This window comes from Allobosea sp. TAB14, assembly GCF_052113865.1.
Lineage (GTDB): Bacteria > Pseudomonadota > Alphaproteobacteria > Rhizobiales > Beijerinckiaceae > Allobosea > Allobosea spartocytisi.
This window is the reverse complement of the sequence record NZ_JBFRDQ010000010.1, coordinates 22,942-39,151: the sequence shown is the minus strand read 5'-3', so window position 1 is coordinate 39,151 and position 16,210 is coordinate 22,942. Positions and strand designations below refer to the sequence as shown.

The 16,210-nt window shown below is 68.1% G+C and carries 16 protein-coding genes; 8 read left to right on the top strand and 8 right to left on the bottom strand.

Annotation, left to right across the window (positions count from 1 at the left end):
- Positions 1 to 956, bottom strand: a 956-nt coding sequence (ribA, locus tag AB4Y99_RS02810; protein WP_441522282.1) for a GTP cyclohydrolase II RibA, incomplete at its 3' end; no start/stop codon positions are given.
- Positions 957 to 1,189: 233 nt separating this feature from the next.
- Here ribA and AB4Y99_RS02805 point away from each other — a divergent pair.
- Positions 1,190 to 1,765, top strand: coding sequence for a cytochrome b (locus AB4Y99_RS02805; RefSeq protein WP_133562793.1), 576 nt, complete (start codon positions 1,190 to 1,192; stop codon positions 1,763 to 1,765).
- Positions 1,766 to 1,832: 67 nt separating this feature from the next.
- Here AB4Y99_RS02805 and AB4Y99_RS02800 read toward each other — a convergent pair whose 3' ends face one another.
- The 4 genes from AB4Y99_RS02800 to AB4Y99_RS02785 are packed head-to-tail and all read right to left on the bottom strand — an operon-like array spanning position 1,833 to position 5,219.
- Positions 1,833 to 2,675, bottom strand: coding sequence for a class I SAM-dependent methyltransferase (locus AB4Y99_RS02800; RefSeq protein WP_441522281.1), 843 nt, complete (start codon positions 2,673 to 2,675; stop codon positions 1,833 to 1,835).
- Positions 2,672 to 3,757, bottom strand: coding sequence for a glycosyltransferase family 4 protein (locus AB4Y99_RS02795; RefSeq protein ID WP_441522280.1), 1,086 nt, complete (start codon positions 3,755 to 3,757; stop codon positions 2,672 to 2,674). The genes AB4Y99_RS02800 and AB4Y99_RS02795 overlap by 4 nt, the downstream gene beginning before the upstream one ends.
- Positions 3,754 to 4,155: a 6-pyruvoyl trahydropterin synthase family protein gene (locus AB4Y99_RS02790; RefSeq protein WP_441522279.1), complete on the bottom strand. Its 402-nt coding sequence runs from the start codon at positions 4,153 to 4,155 to the stop codon at positions 3,754 to 3,756. Before AB4Y99_RS02790 ends, AB4Y99_RS02795 begins: the two co-directional genes overlap by 4 nt.
- A gap of 56 nt (positions 4,156 to 4,211) precedes the next feature.
- Positions 4,212 to 5,219 (bottom strand): zinc-dependent alcohol dehydrogenase, encoded by a 1,008-nt coding sequence (locus AB4Y99_RS02785; protein ID WP_248312720.1) that lies wholly within the window; start codon positions 5,217 to 5,219, stop codon positions 4,212 to 4,214.
- 43 nt (positions 5,220 to 5,262) lie between these two features.
- Here AB4Y99_RS02785 and mdoH point away from each other — a divergent pair, with 43 nt between their 5' ends.
- The 5 genes from mdoH to AB4Y99_RS02760 all read left to right on the top strand — a co-directional run bounded on the left by mdoH (position 5,263) and on the right by AB4Y99_RS02760 (position 10,946).
- Entirely contained in the window at positions 5,263 to 7,092 is a 1,830-nt protein-coding gene (gene mdoH, locus AB4Y99_RS02780; protein WP_441522278.1) for a glucans biosynthesis glucosyltransferase MdoH, read from the top strand.
- Positions 7,089 to 7,847 carry an FkbM family methyltransferase gene (locus tag AB4Y99_RS02775; protein WP_112762786.1) on the top strand — a complete coding sequence of 253 codons (759 nt, stop codon included), beginning with the start codon at positions 7,089 to 7,091 and terminating at the stop codon, positions 7,845 to 7,847. Before mdoH ends, AB4Y99_RS02775 begins: the two co-directional genes overlap by 4 nt.
- Before the next feature lie 226 nt (positions 7,848 to 8,073).
- A complete protein-coding gene (gene otnI / locus AB4Y99_RS02770; RefSeq protein WP_038359283.1) occupies positions 8,074 to 8,853 on the top strand; it encodes a 2-oxo-tetronate isomerase in 780 nt (259 codons plus the stop codon).
- Positions 8,823 to 9,857, top strand: coding sequence for a glucokinase (locus tag AB4Y99_RS02765; RefSeq protein ID WP_441522277.1), 1,035 nt, complete (start codon positions 8,823 to 8,825; stop codon positions 9,855 to 9,857). Before otnI ends, AB4Y99_RS02765 begins: the two co-directional genes overlap by 31 nt.
- A gap of 42 nt (positions 9,858 to 9,899) precedes the next feature.
- Positions 9,900 to 10,946: an acyltransferase family protein gene (locus tag AB4Y99_RS02760; RefSeq protein WP_441522276.1), complete on the top strand. Its 1,047-nt coding sequence runs from the start codon at positions 9,900 to 9,902 to the stop codon at positions 10,944 to 10,946.
- A 10-nt stretch (positions 10,947 to 10,956) separates the two neighbouring features.
- Here the strand turns inward: AB4Y99_RS02760 and AB4Y99_RS02755 are convergent, their stop codons facing one another.
- Positions 10,957 to 11,301: a hypothetical protein gene (locus AB4Y99_RS02755; RefSeq protein WP_112762785.1), complete on the bottom strand. Its 345-nt coding sequence runs from the start codon at positions 11,299 to 11,301 to the stop codon at positions 10,957 to 10,959.
- A gap of 191 nt (positions 11,302 to 11,492) precedes the next feature.
- Between AB4Y99_RS02755 and AB4Y99_RS02750 the strand changes: the two genes are divergently transcribed.
- Together AB4Y99_RS02750 and AB4Y99_RS02745 are read left to right on the top strand one after the other, a co-directional pair.
- On the top strand, positions 11,493 to 13,304 hold the full coding sequence (locus tag AB4Y99_RS02750) for an ABC-F family ATP-binding cassette domain-containing protein (protein ID WP_441522275.1): 1,812 nt from the start codon (positions 11,493 to 11,495) through the stop codon (positions 13,302 to 13,304).
- 205 nt (positions 13,305 to 13,509) lie between these two features.
- Positions 13,510 to 14,256, top strand: coding sequence for a glucose 1-dehydrogenase (locus AB4Y99_RS02745; RefSeq protein WP_441522274.1), 747 nt, complete (start codon positions 13,510 to 13,512; stop codon positions 14,254 to 14,256).
- Positions 14,257 to 14,317: 61 nt separating this feature from the next.
- Here AB4Y99_RS02745 and AB4Y99_RS02740 read toward each other — a convergent pair whose 3' ends face one another.
- On the bottom strand, positions 14,318 to 14,953 hold the full coding sequence (locus AB4Y99_RS02740; protein WP_441522273.1) for a hypothetical protein: 636 nt from the start codon (positions 14,951 to 14,953) through the stop codon (positions 14,318 to 14,320).
- 87 nt (positions 14,954 to 15,040) lie between these two features.
- On the bottom strand, positions 15,041 to 15,934 hold the full coding sequence (locus AB4Y99_RS02735) for a metallophosphoesterase family protein (RefSeq protein ID WP_441522272.1): 894 nt from the start codon (positions 15,932 to 15,934) through the stop codon (positions 15,041 to 15,043).
- Between the last annotated feature and the right edge of the window lie 276 nt (positions 15,935 to 16,210).

The following is a 16,210-nucleotide window of genomic DNA, read 5'->3' as shown; positions in this document are numbered from 1 at the left end:
TTGTTGGTGAGCGCGACGACGCTGGTGACGCCGAGCTGTTTCAGCATCGTCGCCGCGAAATCGAAATGGCGCTGGTCGAGGTCGAAGCCGAGGACTTCGTCGGCATCGTAGGTATCCCAACCCTGGCTCTGCAGCTTGTAGGCGCGCATCTTGTTGGAGATGCCGTTGCCGCGGCCTTCCTGGTCGAGATAGAGCAGGATGCCGCCGCCGTTTTCGGCCATCCACTGTACGGTTTCGCGCAGCTGGTCGCCGCAATCGCATTTCAGCGAGCCGAAGAGATCGCCGGTCAGGCAGGCGGAATGCAGGCGCACCGGCACGGCAGTGTCGAGATCGGGCTTGCCGACGATGATCGCGACCTGATCGCGCAGGCCTTCGCCGCCACGGAAGACGACGAACTCGGTCTCCGGCGCACCTTCCAGCGGCACCGGGGCGCGGCCGACGATCCTGAGCGAGGCGGCCTGGGCGGCGCGGTAAGCGTTCACCGCCTCGATATCGGCTTCGACGAGGGATTCACCGGCAACGGCTTCTGCCGTCACGGGCACGACCAGCGCGGCCGGCAAGACGAGCGACAGCCGCGCCAGCTCGAGCGCTGCGGTGTCGAGCGCGGAAGCCGGCGCGACGGGGGCGTCCATCCGGCTCTCCAGCTTGAGGGCGAGATCGGCGACACGCTCGAGGTCGATGGTCGGCAACGCGAAAATTCCGGCCTCCGTCCGGCCCTTGGCGCCGAGACGGCGCAGCCGCGCCGGGCTGAGCACGAGATGGCCGTTGCCCGCGGCGAGAGCGTCGAGATTGCGCACCAACTCGGCATCGGCGAGCTCGGCCGACAGCGCCAGGGCAAGCTGTGCACCTGCGCGCAGGAGAACCGGCCGGCCGGCGCGAAACTCGGAGATGGCCCTTTCGACCTTCACCAGCAGGGTTTCCCCAGGGCGGCCGAAGAGCGTACGCGACTCAAGCATCGAAAATTCCGTCAGTCAGATCGCTGGGATCAGGATGTGTCGGGAGTTCCAACGAATTCAGGATATATGTAATCACGATCCGCCATTCCACCAACGTCTCGCAGCGGCGGCGGTTCCGCGATCAAATCCGTGTCATGACCTTGGGTTCATCGCGGGCGGGCATGCAGCAGTATAGGTCCGCGACATTGAATGTGCGATGAATATCCGGCTGGGCACAGGTTCCCGAGGCTCCGATGGACGCTCGAACGGCAGGAAGCAGCACGGCGCGCCCCGTCTATGGCGGGGTCGCCCGAACGTTTCACTGGGTGACGGTGGTGGCGGTGCTGGCGATGCTGCCTCTCGGCCTTGCCATGACCTATCGCGGCAACACGCTGAACATCTGGGACGGGACCACGGACGCGCTCTACAGCGCCCACAAGCTCATCGGTTTCCTGCTGTTGTGGTTGACGGCCGGTCGCCTGATCTACCGATTCCTGCATGGCGTCCCGCCCGACGAGCCGTCATTGGCGTGGTGGCAGAGGGCGGGCTCGCATCTCGTCCACTGGCTGCTCTACGGGCTCCTGCTCGTCGTGCCGCTGCTCGGCTGGATCGGCGTCTCGCTGTTTCCGGCGCTGACCGTGTTTAATCTGTTCGACCTGCCGGCTTTGACGTCGCCCGATCAGGCGGCTGCCGGCCGGGTGCTCGGGATCCACGGAAAGCTCGCGCTGATGGCGGGCGCCATTGTCGTGCTGCATATCCTGGCGGCGCTCTACCACCATTTCATCCGCCGCGACGGGGTGCTGCGCCGGATGTGGCCGGGGCTGGATTAAAGCTCGCTGATTTTGCCCGGGACGACCCGCGCTTCAGCGAAAACGCAGCAAGCTCCAGGCAAGCGGTTCAGACCGGTCGCGCCCAGAGGTCCTGATGCCCGATCCGGGCGGACGCGGCGGCTTGGCGCGCCTCCAGCCAGGCGGCAATGGCAGCCGGCTCGACCTGTCCTGTTTCGCGCACCGCATCGGTGATGCCGCGGGCGAGGGCGTCGCGCAGGTCGCGGTGGCCTTCATCGAGCAGCCAGGCGCTGTCCGCCGTCGAGACGGCGAAGCCCGATTTGCGGAAGGCCTCTGCCATGATGTCGCAGGCTTCCGGGCCGGCTGCGGGGCCGAAGCCCTTGTCCAGGTGCTGATGATGCTTGAATGCGGCCAGCATGCGGGCATCGCTGCGATGGGCCGGCTTCCAGTTCTCGCGCCCGTCATAGGTCAGCACCGTGTAGAGCGGCAGCTTCTGGCTCGCCAACGCGGCGACGAAACGCTCGATCCAKCGCTTYGAGGTGAGGTCGAASAGGGCKGCGGCSGTCACSAGRTCGGGCYGCCAGCCGAGGACCCAGTCGAGATCCTTGTCGAGATCCACCTGGCGGGTATCGACGGTGATCGTCTTGCCGTCCTTGGCCAGGACGAGTTCTTCGCCTTGCTCGCGCGCCTCGTCAGCCCAGCCGACCAGGCGCTCGCGCGCCACGGCCAGCAGATCGGCGTCGTGATCGACGAGCGTCCAGTGCTGCCGTTCGGGGAGGACGGCATAGCTGCCGCGCAGGTTCGCGCCGGCGCCGCACCCGAGGTCGAGCACGGAAAGCGACGGCTTCGCCGCGAAAAAGGCGCCGACCGCCGCGAGCAATTGCGGATTGCGTGCCGCATGATCCGCCGGCTCGCGCAAGGCGAGCCATTCCGGAGAGAACCCAGCCATCATCCCACCTTTCGGCCGCCATCGCCGAGGCATGCCTCCGCGACGATCCGTGCCGTATCCCGCCAGCGCGGCAGCGCCGATGCTGCCGCCCAGGCGGCATCGGCCCGCCGGAGGCGTTCAGCCGGCGCATCAATCAGGGTTGCGAGGGCCTTGGCAAGTGCTGTCGCGTCACCGGGGAGGATCTTGAGGGCCGCCGCCTCGGGCAAGGCATCCGCGCCGGCGCCGCTCAAGGTGCAGACGATGGGCAGGCCGCGTGCGAGCGCTTCCGTCAGCACCATGCCGTAGCCCTCATAGAGCGACGGCATGACGAAAAGATCGGTCTTGTCATAGAGTTCCGCGAGCTTTTGCGAATCCACGGCACCGACAAGCAAGATGCGGTCCGCCAGCCCGGAACGGGCGATTCGGGCGCACAGCTCCTCCGCCAGACGGGGGGCATAGTCCGGCGAACCGGCGATGGTCAGGGTCCAGTGCCGGTCGGCGATGGTGGCCAGGGCCTCGATGAGGACGTCGTAGCCCTTGCGGGGGATGATCGAGCCGACGGCGAGCAGCCGCAATGGGGCGCTCCCGGTGGCTGGCGTCGCGCGCGGGGCGGGATCGGTGCCGGGTACGGCGACGGCGATGCCATCCTGCGCGACGCCGTAGTCCGCGACGAGCGTGTCGCGCGTCACCGGGCTGGTCACGACGACGGCACGTGCATGGCGCAGCGCCAGCTTCTCGCTCTGCTGCAAGGCCGCGACTGCCTCCGGTTCCAGGCCGGTTTCCAGCGCGAGCGGGTGGTGAACGAGGGCGATGAGGCGCTGCGAGAACCGCGCCGCGAGCGGCTCGGGGAACGCGCCGAAGGCCAGCCCGTCGACCAGCAGCACGTCGTCGGGGGCGGTCTCGGCGAGAAGCCGTTCGGTCGTCGCCAGATCTGCCGATGTTGGGAAGGGAAAGGTGGAGGGCAAGGCGAGGTGGCAGGCGGTGACGCCGGCGGCCCRCCATTCCCGCAGCAGGCGCCGGTCATAGCCGTAGCCGCCGGTCGGGGCGTCGATGTCGCCGGGAATGGCGAAGACGATTTGCCGCTGCCGCTCGCTTTGGCCACTCACGCGGGCGCGCCCTCGTAGCTGGCGCGCGCGAGATCGGTCTCGTGGAGGGTGACGCGGATGCGGGCGAGCCCGGCCCCGTCGGCGCCGAGCGCGCCGGATTTGGCGGCTGCCGCCATCACGTCGAAGATGTGCTTGCAGAGGAATTCGGTCGTGGTGAGCACGCCCGCGAATTGCGGCAGCGCGTCGAGGTTCTGGTACTTCAGCGGTTTCAGGGTTTCGGCGAGCACGTCGAGCGCCGCGCCGATATCGACCACGACGTTATGCCGGTTCAGCGTCTCGCGGAAAAAGGCGACATCGACCACGAAAGTGGCACCGTGCATGTTCTGCGCCGGGCCGAAGAAGGGATCGGGCAGGGAATGGCCGATCATGATGCGGTCACGGACTTCGACGGAAAACATGGCGCACTCCTGCTGCCGGCGGGGCGGGCTGTCTTGGTCGCCTGACGGACGCGCCGTCAATACCGGAGCGCCGCCGCCAGCCCGTTCCAGCCGCAGGACAGCACCGCGGGAAGCCGCGAGGGGGCTTCGCGGAAGGGGATTTCCTCCGTGATCAACGCATCCAGCCGGTCGTCGGCGAGGAGCGCCATCGCCACCCGGGCGCGACGCGCACAGTCCCAGCGCGAGCGGCGCGAGGCCGGGATCATCCCGACCTGCGAGGCGATCAGCCGGAGGCGCCGCGCATGGAAGGCGCCGCCGAGCGGCGCCGGCACGGTTCCCGCGCCATACCAGCTCAGCTCGACGATGCGGGCTTCGAGCCCGGCGCAATCGATCGCGGTGGCGAGCCCGTCGGCGCTGGCGCTGGCATGGAAGACGATATCGGCGTCCCGCGGCGCAGCGCCGGGCAGGGCGAAGCGGATGCCGAGCCGTTCGGCCGTCGCCTGCCGGCAGGGTTCGACATCGACGAGCGTGACCTCGGCGCCGGGAAGACGCGCGGCGAGCCAGCCGACCAGCAGGCCGAGAACGCCGCCGCCGACGATCACGATGCTGTCAGCCGGGCCGGAACCGGCATCCCAATGCGCATTGAGCGCGGTTTCCATGTTTGCGGCGAGGATGGCGCGGCGCGGGGGCACGTCGTCGGGGACGAGGATCAGACGATCGCGCGGCGCCACGAAGCGGTCCTGATGCGGATGCAGGCAGAAGACGGTGCGGCCGATGAGGTCGGGGGGGCCGGCATCGACCCTGCCGACGGCGCAGTAGCCGTATTTCACCGGGAAGGTGAAGGCGCCCTCCTGGAACGGGGCGCGCATCCGGTCATGTTCGGAAACCGGCACGCGGCCCTCGAAGATCAGCTTCTCCGTGCCCCGGCTGATGCCGCTCCACAGTGTCGTGACGAGGCAGTCCTCGGGCCCCGCCAACGGCAGGGGCACCTCATTCAGGCTGCATTCACGGCGCGAGGCATACCAAAGTGCCAAGGCTTTTGCCCTTGCGTCAGCCGTGGTTGCGGTCTTTAGCTCCCGCGCCATCCCGATCCGATCCCGTCCGTCCGAGCCCGCCTGCTGCCGATCCATGACAGATACCGTCACGAACCAGCACCTCGCTCCGACCACGTTCCCGCGGGTCGCGCAAGATGTCGAGCCGGTCGGCCTGACGCCGGCGGGCCTTCAATCCGTCGCGAGCCTTCGGAAACGGCGGTTCGCTGTGTTCGCGCTCAATCTCGGCACGCTGGCGGCGCTGCTCGCGGGGCTGACTCCGGTGCTCGGCGCCGGCGGCTGGAGCGCGGCGGATGTCGTGATCTTCACGGCTTTCCTGTTCGCCGCGCCCTGGACGGTGCTCGGCTTCTGGAACGCGGCGATCGGCCTGTGGCTGCTGCACGGCCGGCGCGATGGCCTGAAGGCGGTGGCGCCCTTCGCCGCGGATGGCGGGAAGCCGGCGCCGCTGATGCTGCGCACGGCGGTGCTGATGACGCTGCGCAACGAGGATCCCGCGCGGGCCTTCCGGCGGCTCAGGGCGGTCAAGGACAGTCTCGACGCCACGGGCGAGGGCGTCTGGTTCGACTATTTCGTGCTGTCGGATACCAGCGACCCGGCCGTGGCGGCTGCCGAGGAGGCGCTTGCCGGCGCATGGGTGCAGGAGATCGGCGAGCCGGCGCGATTGACCTATCGCCGGCGGGTGAGCAACGCTGCTTTCAAGGCCGGCAACATCCGGGATTTCTGCGAGCGCTGGGGCGATCGCTACGAGCTGATGCTGCCGCTCGATGCCGACAGCGTGATGTCGGGCGACGCCGTCCTCGGGTTGGCCCGAATGATGCAAGCGTATCCGAAGCTCGGAATCCTGCAATCACTGGTGGTCGGAATGCCCAGCCGCTCCGCCTTCGCCCGGATCTTCCAGTTCGGCATGCGCCACGGCATGCGGCCCTACACCATGGGCGCTGCGTGGTGGGGGGGCGATTGCGGTCCGTTCTGGGGCCACAACGCCGTGGTGCGGATCGCGCCCTTCCGCGATCATTGCCATCTGCCGATGCTTCCGGGCGGTCCGCCGCTTGGCGGGGCGGTGATGAGCCATGATCAGGTCGAGGCGGTGCTGATGCGCCGGGCCGGCTACGAGGTTCGGGTCTTGCCGGTGGAGGGTGGCAGCTGGGAGGAGAACCCGCCGACCATGCTCGACTACGCCAAGCGTGACCTGCGCTGGTGCCTCGGGAACCTGCAATATCTCAAGCTTCTCGACCTGCCGGCATTGAAGCCGATGAGCCGCTTCCAGCTCGTCTGGGCGATCCTGATGTTCCTCGGCCTGCCGGCCTGGACCTTGATGATCGCGCTGCTACCGTTCAAGGTCTTCGAGGATCGCGCCATCGCCGATTATCCGGTCGTTCTGGCGGCAGGGCTCTATGGGCTGTTCCTGACGATGCATTTCGTGCCGAAGCTCGCCGGCTTTGCCGATACGCTGCTGGAAAAGGGCGGTGCCGCGCGCCATGGCGGCGGCACCCGCTTCCTTGCATCGGCCGTCATCGAGACCGTGTTCGGCTTCCTGCAGAGCGCCGTCTCCAGCCTGCGCACGACGCTGTTCATGATCGGGCTTGCCTTCGGCCGGGCGCATATCGGCTGGAACGGGCAGGCGCGCGATGCCCATGCGCTGTCCTTCGGCACGGCCTGCGCCGGCCTGTGGCCGCATCTCCTGTTCGGAGCCTATCTCTTCGCGACGCTGGCCTGGCTGTCGCCGACGGTCCTCCTCTGGTCGTTGCCGCTGACGGCCGGCTATGTGCTGGCGATCCCCTTCGCGATGCTGACGGCGCTGCYGGCCGCCGGGGCCTGGCTGGCGCGACATGGGCTCTGCGCCATTCCGGAGGATTTCGCGCCGCCGCCGGTGCTGGCGGCCATCGGGGCGGGAGAGCGCGGATGAACGCCGTCGCCTATCCCAAAGGTACGGTGAAGGCGCTCTCGCGCAGCCTGAGAATGCATTATGGCGACAAGGAGCGTCAGGCGGCGATGGACCGGCTCCACGGCGCCTTCCTGACGCCCGGCGATCTCGTCTTCGACATCGGCGCCCATGTCGGCGACCGCATCTCGTCCTTCCGGCGCCTCGGCGCCCGCGTGGTGGCGCTGGAGCCGCAGCCGGGACCGGCGCGGATCATCCGGCTGATCCATCGGCGCGACCCGCGCGTGACGCTGATCGAGGCGGCCTGCGGCGACCATGAGGGCTCGATCGCACTCAGGATCGACAGCGCCAATCCGGCGGTCTCGAGCGCCTCGGCCGCCTTCATCGGCGCGGCGACCGATGCAGAGGGCAGGGCGGGGCAGGGCTGGGATCACGAGATCACGGTGCCTTGCACAACGCTCGACAAGCTGATCGCGCGATACGGCCTGCCGCATCTGCTCAAGATCGATGTCGAAGGCTTCGAGGCGCATGTGCTGGCCGGGCTGACCAAGCCGGTGCAGGTAATCTGCTTCGAGTTCAAGACGATCCAGCACGATGTCGCCGAGGGCTGCCTGGCGCTGCTGGAAACGCTTGGGCGCTATCGCTTCAACGTCGCACTTGGGGAGACCCAGAGGCTCGCGCTGGCGGAGGCCGTCACGGCCGAGGCGATGGGGGATTATCTGCGCGGGCTGCCTCGGACAGCCGGCTCGGGCGACGTCTACGCCATCCTGCAGGGCTGAATCCATCACCGCATCGGCTATCCGTCGGAACGCATCGCCGCCGTGTCGCGTTGGGTCATGACGCGGCCGGCTCGGCGCGCTAGCTTGCGCCGGTCGTTCAGACCTTGAGCCTTCCCGCGTTTCTCCGAAGCGTGGAAAGGCTCTCGATCCTTGTCGTGTCGCATTGTCTTCAGGCGAACCGGTATCCGCTTCGCTCGAAACTGCTCTAGCCTACCAGAGGCCGTTCATGCCGCGCTTTGCCGCCAATCTCTCGATGATGTTCACGGAGTGGGGCTTCCTCGATCGTTTCAAGGCTGCGTCGGAAGCAGGGTTTGAAGCCGTCGAATTCCTGTTCCCCTATGAGCATGCGCCCGAGCAGGTCGGGCTGGCGCTGGCCGGCGGCGAGCTGGAGCAGGCACTGTTCAACCTGCCGCCGGGCGACTGGGCGGCCGGAGAGCGGGGCATCGCGGCGCTGGCCGGGCGCGAGGCGGAGTTCAAGGCTTCCGTCGATACGGCGCTGGCCTATGTCCATGAGACCGGCGTCCCACGCCTGCACATGATGGCGGGGCTTGCCGACCCCGACGACCCGACCGCACAGAAAACCTATCGCGCCTCGATCGCCTATGCCGCCGACAGGCTCGGCGAGCACGGCATCGACCTTCTGCTCGAGCCGATCAACGGCAAGGACATGCCGGGCTATTTCCTCAACGATTTCGATCGGGCCGCCGCTTATGTGCGCGAGGCCGGGCGGCCGAACGTGAAGTTGCAGTTCGACATGTATCACTGCGCGCTGATCCATGGCGACGTGTCGGGCAAGCTCAAGGCGCTCTACCCACTCGTCGGCCATGTCCAGATCGCGCGGGCCAATGGCCGGCACGAGCCCGATGCCTCCGGCCCCGACTATCCCCGGCTCTTCGCCGAGCTCGACGCGCTCGGCTATGGCGGCTTCGTCGGCTGCGAGTACAAGCCGGAGCACGGGACGCTGGAGGGGCTCGGTTGGTTCGCGCCCTGGCGAAAGCCGCTCTGATGCGCCCGCCATCGATCGCCTATCCCGTCCTGCTCGCCGATATCGGCGGCACGAACTGCCGGTTGTCGCTGGCGGGGGATCCCGACAGCCCGCAGCGTGCCCTGGCGCGGATCGGTACGGGCAGCTACCCGACGCCGGAAGCGGCTTTCGAGAGCGTCATCGCCGAACTGCCGGAACGGCCGCGCTCGGCGATCCTCGCCGTGGCCGGGCCGCTCGATGGCCGCAGCGCCCAGTTGACCAATGCGAGCTGGCAGTTCGACGGGCCGCGGATCGCCCAGGCTCTCAGCTTGAATCAAGGGCTCCTGGTCAATGATTTCGAAGCCCTCGCGGCCTCCCTCGCGGTCTTGAATCCGGGCGATGTCGAGACACTGGTCGAGGGCGATCCGGAGCCGGAAGGGGTGAAGCTCGTGCTCGGTCCGGGTACGGGGTTCGGTGCCTCGGCGTTGCTGACGCGCGGCGAGCGCGGTTTCCTGATCCCGACCGAGGCAGGGCATATCGGCATTGGCCCGGAAGACCCGACGGAACAGCGGATGTGGCCGGTGCTGGCGGCCGGGCTGCCGCGCCTCACGGTCGAGCATCTGCTCAGCGGCGACGGGCTCGTCCGCCTCCACCGCGCCGTGGTCGCAACCTCGGGCATGGCGGAGGCCGATACCAGCGCTGCCGATATCAGCCGCCTCGCGCTGGACGGAAATCCGGCGGCGCTGATGACGGTCGTCTGCTTCTGGCGCCTGCTCGCGCGCGTCGCGGGCGATCTCGCCCTCTCGTTCAAGGCGACGGGCGGGGTCTTCATCGCGGGCGGCATCGCGCCAAAGCTCCYGCCGCTGGCCGATCGCGCGACCGTCAAGGCCGTCTTCGCGGGCAAGCCGCCGATGGAGGCTCTCGCGGCCCGCTTCGCCCTGCATGTCATCACGGCGCAGGATGCCGCCGAACAGGGGCTTGCGGCGATCGCGGCCAATCTGCCGCGTTTCGGCCTCGACGATCCCAAGCGGTTGTGGTTTGGCTGAGCGCCTTCCACAGACCCGTCCTTCCGAAAACATCGAGATCGCGTGCAGCCCATCCATTCCATCCAGGTCCTGCGCGCGCTCGCGGCGTTCATGGTCGCCGTGCACCATGTCCAGCCCGATGCCGCCATCGTGGCGGAGCGCGCGGGGCTCGCCTTCGCCCGCAACGACATGCTGCCCTGGATGGCCGGCGTCGACATCTTCTTCGTCGTCTCCGGTTTCATCATGGTCCATGCCTCGCAGGACCTGTTCGGGCGGCAGGGCGCTTCGCTCGCCTTCCTGAGGCGGCGCCTCGCCCGCATCGTGCCGCTCTACTGGGCGATGACGACGCTGTTCCTGCTCGTCGGCCTCGCCGTTCCGGCGCTGCTCAATTCCGGCGCGCCGAGCCTCGGCCAGATCCTCGGCTCCTATCTGTTCTGGCCCACGGTCTCGACGCAAGGGGTGGTGCAGCCGGTCTATTCGCTGGGCTGGACGCTGAATTACGAGATGCTGTTCTACGCCCTGTTCGCCGTCGGGCTCCTGCTGCCGGCGCGCTGGACCTTGCCGGCGGTCGCGCTGGCGCTGGCGCTGCTGGTCGCAGCGGAGAGCCTGGGCGGGCCGACGCCGTTGCCCTTCGCGTTCTGGGGGCAGCCGATCGTCCTCGAATTCGCCGCCGGCATGGGTATCGCGGTGTTGCGCGGGCGAGGCTTGCGCCTGCATGGCGCGGCGCGGATCGCGGTCGCGGCGGCCGGCGTCGCGGTGCTCGTAGCCGCCGCGCATGTTCCGGGAACCGATGGCGGCTGGAGCAGCGTGCTCTGGCGCGGATCGGCGGCCCTGCTGCTGGTGCTGGCGGCTTCCTGCGGCCGGGAGGGCATCGTACCGCTGCTGCCGGTCAAGGCGCTGGCGGCGGTCGGCGACGCCTCCTATGCGCTCTACCTCGTCCACCCCTTCGTGATCCGGGGCATGCGCGAGGCCAGCTTGAGGGTGGGGCTGGCCTGGCCGGCGCTTTACATCGTGCTCGCGCTGACCGGCGCGGTCGTCGCGGCGCTGCTGCTCCATCGCTGTTTCGAGCGGCCGGCGACGCGACTGGCGCGGCGCTGGCTCGGGGGCTGAGGCAGGCGTCTCAGCTCAGCTTCATGCCCTTGAGCGACTGGCCGACGACGCCACCGTCCTTGCGCCGCTGGGCGCGCCTGGACTTGATCGTCTCGACATGCTCCGGCTGCGGGTAATAGCCGCGCTCCATGATCTCGAGCGAATATTCCTCATAGGTCAGGCCGAGCGCCTCGGCCTTCTCCTGCCGGCTGAGCGCGACCTCGCGCGGCTTCTTCCAGGCCTTGCGATGGGCGAAGCGCCAGTCGAAATAGCGGCCGATCGTGCCTTTGCCGGTTTCCGCGCGCCGCTTGCGTTCTTGCAGGGGCGGGCCGCCGTTATGGCCGATTCCGATGGGGCGCGGGCGGGCTGAAGGCATGGCGGGCTTTCGACTCGAGGCGAGGGCCACGATAAGGGCGCGATTTCGGCTGGCAAGCGGCATGCCATGTCCGGCGGGCGTGACAGCAGCGCCTGCACTCTTGTCGTCATGTGGCATCGGGTCGATCCGAAAAGTGGTTTCCACTTTTCGGTCCGATGCTCTATCCCGCAGGCCAGTTCACAGGACGAACCATGGCCCCTTTGCTGCATCTGCGCGACGTCGCGCTCACCTTCGGCGGACAGCCGCTGCTCGAAGCGGCCGAGATATCCGTCTCGGCCGGCGAGCGGGTCAGCCTCGTCGGGCGCAACGGCTCGGGCAAGTCGACCCTGCTCAAGATCGCTGCGGGGCTCGTCGAGCCCGACCATGCCGAGCGCTTCGTGCAGCCCGGCGCGACCATCCGCTATTTGCCGCAGGAGCCGGATTTCACCGGCTACAAGACCTCGCTCGCCTATGTCGAAGCTGGCCTCGGGCCGGGCGACGACGCCTATCGCGCGCGATATCTCGTCACGGAACTCGGCCTGACCGGCGAGGAGGACCCCGCCACCATGTCCGGCGGCGAGTCCCGGCGCGCAGCGCTGGCCCGGGTGCTGGCGCCGGAGCCGGACATTCTGCTTCTCGACGAACCGACCAACCATCTCGACCTGCCCGTCATCGAATGGCTGGAGCAGGAATTGAAGTCGTTGCGCTCGGCCATGGTGCTGATCAGCCACGACCGGCGCTTCCTGACCTCGCTGTCACGCGCCACCGTCTGGCTCGATCGCGGCGTGACGCGGCGGATGGAGAAGGGCTTCGGAGATTTCGAGGCCTGGCGCGACGAGGTGTTGGCTCAGGAGGAGCTCGACCGCCACAAGCTCGACCGCAAGATCGCGCGCGAGGAGGACTGGCTGCGCTATGGCGTTAGCGCCCGGCGCACCCGCAACCAGCGCCGGCTTGGCGAGCTGTTCGCGCTGCGCGACCAGCGCCGCACCGCACGCGCCGCCACCGGCAATGTCCGGCTGGAGGCGAGCGAGGCGCAGACCTCCGGCAAGCTCGTGATCGAGGCGGTGGATGTCGCCAAGGCCTATGGCGATAACGTCGTCGTCAAGAACCTGTCGCTTAGGGTGGCGCGCGGCGACCGGATCGGCATCGTCGGACCGAACGGGGCCGGCAAGACCACGCTGATCAATTTGCTGACCGGCGGGCTTCAGCCCGATTCCGGCACGGTGAAGCTCGGCACCTCGCTGGAGATGATGACGCTCGACCAGCGCCGCGAAAGCCTCGATCCGGCGACGCCGCTGGGCGATGCGCTGACCGGCGGCGGCTCGGACCAGGTCATGGTCGGCGGCCAGCCGCGCCATGTCATCTCCTATATGAAGGACTTCCTGTTCCAGCCTTTGCAGCGTGGCACGGCGGTCGGCGCGCTCTCGGGCGGGGAGCGCGGGCGCCTGATGCTGGCGCGCGCGCTCGCGAAGCCCTCGAACCTGCTGGTGCTGGACGAGCCGACCAACGATCTCGACCTCGAAACCCTCGACCTGCTGCAGGAGCTGCTCGCCGATTACCAGGGCACGGTGCTGCTGGTCAGCCATGATCGCGACTTCCTCGACCGGGTCGTCTCGGCCGTGCTGATCTCGGATGGCGACGGGGTCTGGACCGAATATGCCGGCGGCTATTCCGACATGCTGACGCAGCGTGGGCGCGGCGTCGGCGCGAAGGCGAGGGCCGTCGAGAAGCCGTCCGCCGCCACGCCGAAATCCGCTCCCCCGGCCGCGCCCGCCGCTTCGAGCGCCAAACGCAAGCTCTCCTTCAACGAGAAGCATGCGCTGGAAACCTTGCCCAAGAAGATCGAGGCGTTGCAGGCGGAAGCCGCCAAGCTCAACGCCGCCGTGGCGGGCGATCTCTACACCCGCGACCCGAAGCTCTTCGCCAAGGCGACGGCGCGGCTGGAAGAGGTCGCGCGCGAGATCGGCGACGCGGAGGAGCGCTGGCTGGAGCTCGAGATGCTGCGCGAGGAGATCGGGGCGTAACTCCTCGCCGTCATGCTCGGGCTTGACCCGAGCATCTCGTAAACCAGCGCTCTCTCGTCATGAGGTTCTCGGGTCTGCGCTTCGCTTCGCCCGAGAATGACGAGTAGCCATTCGATTTCCGTATCCGGCCCCGCCCAAAAGCGCATTTACGACCGCGCTCAATCGTTTCAAACATCGCGGCAAATCGAGATCACGAGGAACGACCATGAGACTGAAGGGCAAGACGGCGCTGGTGACCGGCGCGGCGCAGGGTTTCGGCTTCGGCATCGCCGAGACTTTCGTGCGCGAGGGCGCGCGCGTCGCGGTGCTCGATATCAACGGCGACAAGGCGAAGGAGGCCGCGAAGGCGATCGGCCGCAAGGCTTTCGCCGTCACCTGCGATGTCGGCAAGGCCAAGAGCGTCGACAAGGCGGTGGAGAAGATCCTCGCCAAGGTCGGGCGGCTCGACATCGTCGTCAACAATGCCGGCACGACCCATCGCAACAAGCCGATGACCGAGGTGACCGAGGAGGAGTTCGACCGGATCTTCGCGGTCAATGTGAAGTCGATCTACCTGATGGCGCGGGCGACCGTGCCGCATTTCCGTCAGCATGGCGGCGGCGTCATCCTGAATATCGGCTCGACGGCGGGCGTGCGGCCGCGTCCGGGCCTGACCTGGTACAATGGCTCGAAGGGCGCCGCGAACCTGATCTCGCAATCGATGGCGGTCGAGCTCGCGCCCGACAAGATCCGCGTCAACGCCATCGCGCCGGTCGCGGGCGAGACGCCGCTGCTGGCCACCTTCATGGGCGAGGACACGCCGGAGCGGCGCGCGCAGTTMACGGCCTCGATTCCGTGGGGCCGCTTCTCGACGCCGCAGGACATCGCCAATGCCGCATTGTTCCTATGCTCGGACGAGGCCGACATGGTGACGGGCAGCGTGCTGGCCGTCGATGGCGGGCGCTGCGTCTGAGCGGGCCGGCTACAGCATCGGCTTTTCCCGAAAACCGCAGTCCACTTTTCGGGCCGATGTCCTATTTCAGACTGCGCCGGCCGAACTCGGTTCGCCGGTGCGGCACCGGCGCCTGACGGGCCGAGCCGAGGAAGCCCGGCGGGCGGGCGGGGACGGGCACGATCGGGATCGGCCTCTCGCCGGCGATCGCCTGTTCCATGGCAAGCGAGAGCTGCGTATCGACGCGCGCCGGGTCGCCATCGGCCGAGATGAAGCGGCCGGGTGACGAACCGGCGCCGCTGCGCGCCTCGGCGGGGGCGGATGGCGCGTACAGGAGATAGAACCAGAAGCCGCCCAGCAGGAGATAGACCAGGCCGGCATGTTCCGTGCCGTCCAGCGGGCTTTCGTTCGTCCGCACGATCAAGGCCTGGATTTGYAGGGCGAGCGCCGTGCAGGTGACGATCAGGTAGATGCCGGCCAGCAATTCGCCACCGCCGGCGTCGCGGTTGCGGCGGATGGCATAGCTGACGCGCTTGTATCCGAAAAAGGCGCCGACCAGGAAAGCCGTCGCGGCCAGCCGGTAGCGCCCCTGTCCGGGTGGACCGAAGAAGGCCTCGTGCTGGACTGCGACGCAGGTCAGCAGGACCGCGGTCTCGGCCAGGCCGAGCAGGCTTGACCTGACGAAGAACTGGCTGCGGCCGAGCGTTCCGGCAAACATCGCACGCTCCTTCCCTGAAGAGAGCCTACGACCTGCGCGTGAAAGACGGGTAAATGCGGAGGGAGCAAAAGTAACGTTGTGCCGGCGTTACACGGGCTTTGCGTGCAGCGCGATCGTCTGGCGGAGCATGACCGTTCCGTCAGGCTCGAAGCCGCGCTGCTCCAGCGTGATCTGCGGCTTCCCGGCGTGACCGTCGATATGGAGGAGATGCCAGGTGCCGAGTTCGCCATGGCCGAGCGGGCCGAGCGAGGCGGAGGGCACGCCGACGATCGGCATGTCGTGCTCCGGGCCCGGGCGCCAGGCCAGCGAGAACATGTGGTTGTGGCCGTGCAGGACGAGGTCGGCGCCCTTCTGCTTCAGCATGCCCTCGAAGGCGGCAGCATCGACCAGTTCGCGGCCGCGCTTGGCGCCGCCGACATAGGGCGGGTGGTGGATGAGGATGACGCGGATCAGCTTCTCGTCGCGGGCGYGGTCGAGCAGTGCGCCCGTCCTGGCGATCTGCTCGCCGCCGACGCGGCCCGTCGCCATCAGCGGCAGGGTCGGCACGGCGCTGCTGACGCCGATCAGGGCCACCGGCCCGCGGCGGCGATACCAGGGATAAGCGGCGACGCCGTCGTCGCTCGCCGACCAGGGCGCCAGCAGGCTGGCGAGCGCCTTCAGCGAGGAGCGCGCATAGGCGTCGTGATTGCCCGGCACGAAGCTGACCGCTTCGCGGGGCCCCAGCGTGTCGAGGAAGGAGACSGCKGTCTTGAAYTCGTTSGGMARGCCGATATGSGCGACATCGCCGGTGCAGGCGACGTGATCGGGAGCTTGCGCATGGATATCGGCGACGATCCGCGCCAGGATGTCCATGTCATGCGCATGCCGGCGCTTGCGGCGCCAGTTGACGTAGCCGGTCGCGCGCTTGCCGAGAAGCTGATGCAAAGAAAACCCGGCCAGCGGGCCGAGATGCGGGTCGGACAGGTGCGCGAGCTTGAACACGCTCCAGCGCTTGCCCTCACGGCAGGCCCCCCGTCAAGCGCGCAATTCAGCGCGGTCGGCGGGGCGGACAGGTGATCTTAGTTGGCAGCGCCGGTGAGCTCGGACACGATGCGGGAATCGGTCATCGTGACGGCGGGCTTCCAGACATAGGCCGGCTTGGCCTTGAAGCGGGAGATGATGAAAGAGAGCAACATGGTTCGGGTTCCAGCGGACAGGCGTTTCTATGCACCCTCATTTGGTGCGCGTTTGTGACAGGGCCAGAGTTAATCTAACGCG

What these genes read in the sequence shown, in the direction of transcription:
- AB4Y99_RS02805 (WP_133562793.1), top strand. Translation starts at nt 1,190, where the DNA reads ATGGACGCTCGAACGGCAGGAAGCAGCACGGCGCGCCCCGTCTATGGC.
- AB4Y99_RS02790 (WP_441522279.1), bottom strand. Translation starts at nt 4,155, where the DNA reads ATGTTTTCCGTCGAAGTCCGTGACCGCATCATGATCGGCCATTCCCTG.
- AB4Y99_RS02785 (WP_248312720.1), bottom strand. Translation starts at nt 5,219, where the DNA reads ATGGCGCGGGAGCTAAAGACCGCAACCACGGCTGACGCAAGGGCAAAA.
- AB4Y99_RS02775 (WP_112762786.1), top strand. Translation starts at nt 7,089, where the DNA reads ATGAACGCCGTCGCCTATCCCAAAGGTACGGTGAAGGCGCTCTCGCGC.
- otnI (WP_038359283.1), top strand. Translation starts at nt 8,074, where the DNA reads ATGCCGCGCTTTGCCGCCAATCTCTCGATGATGTTCACGGAGTGGGGC.
- AB4Y99_RS02755 (WP_112762785.1), bottom strand. Translation starts at nt 11,301, where the DNA reads ATGCCTTCAGCCCGCCCGCGCCCCATCGGAATCGGCCATAACGGCGGC.
- AB4Y99_RS02750 (WP_441522275.1), top strand. Translation starts at nt 11,493, where the DNA reads ATGGCCCCTTTGCTGCATCTGCGCGACGTCGCGCTCACCTTCGGCGGA.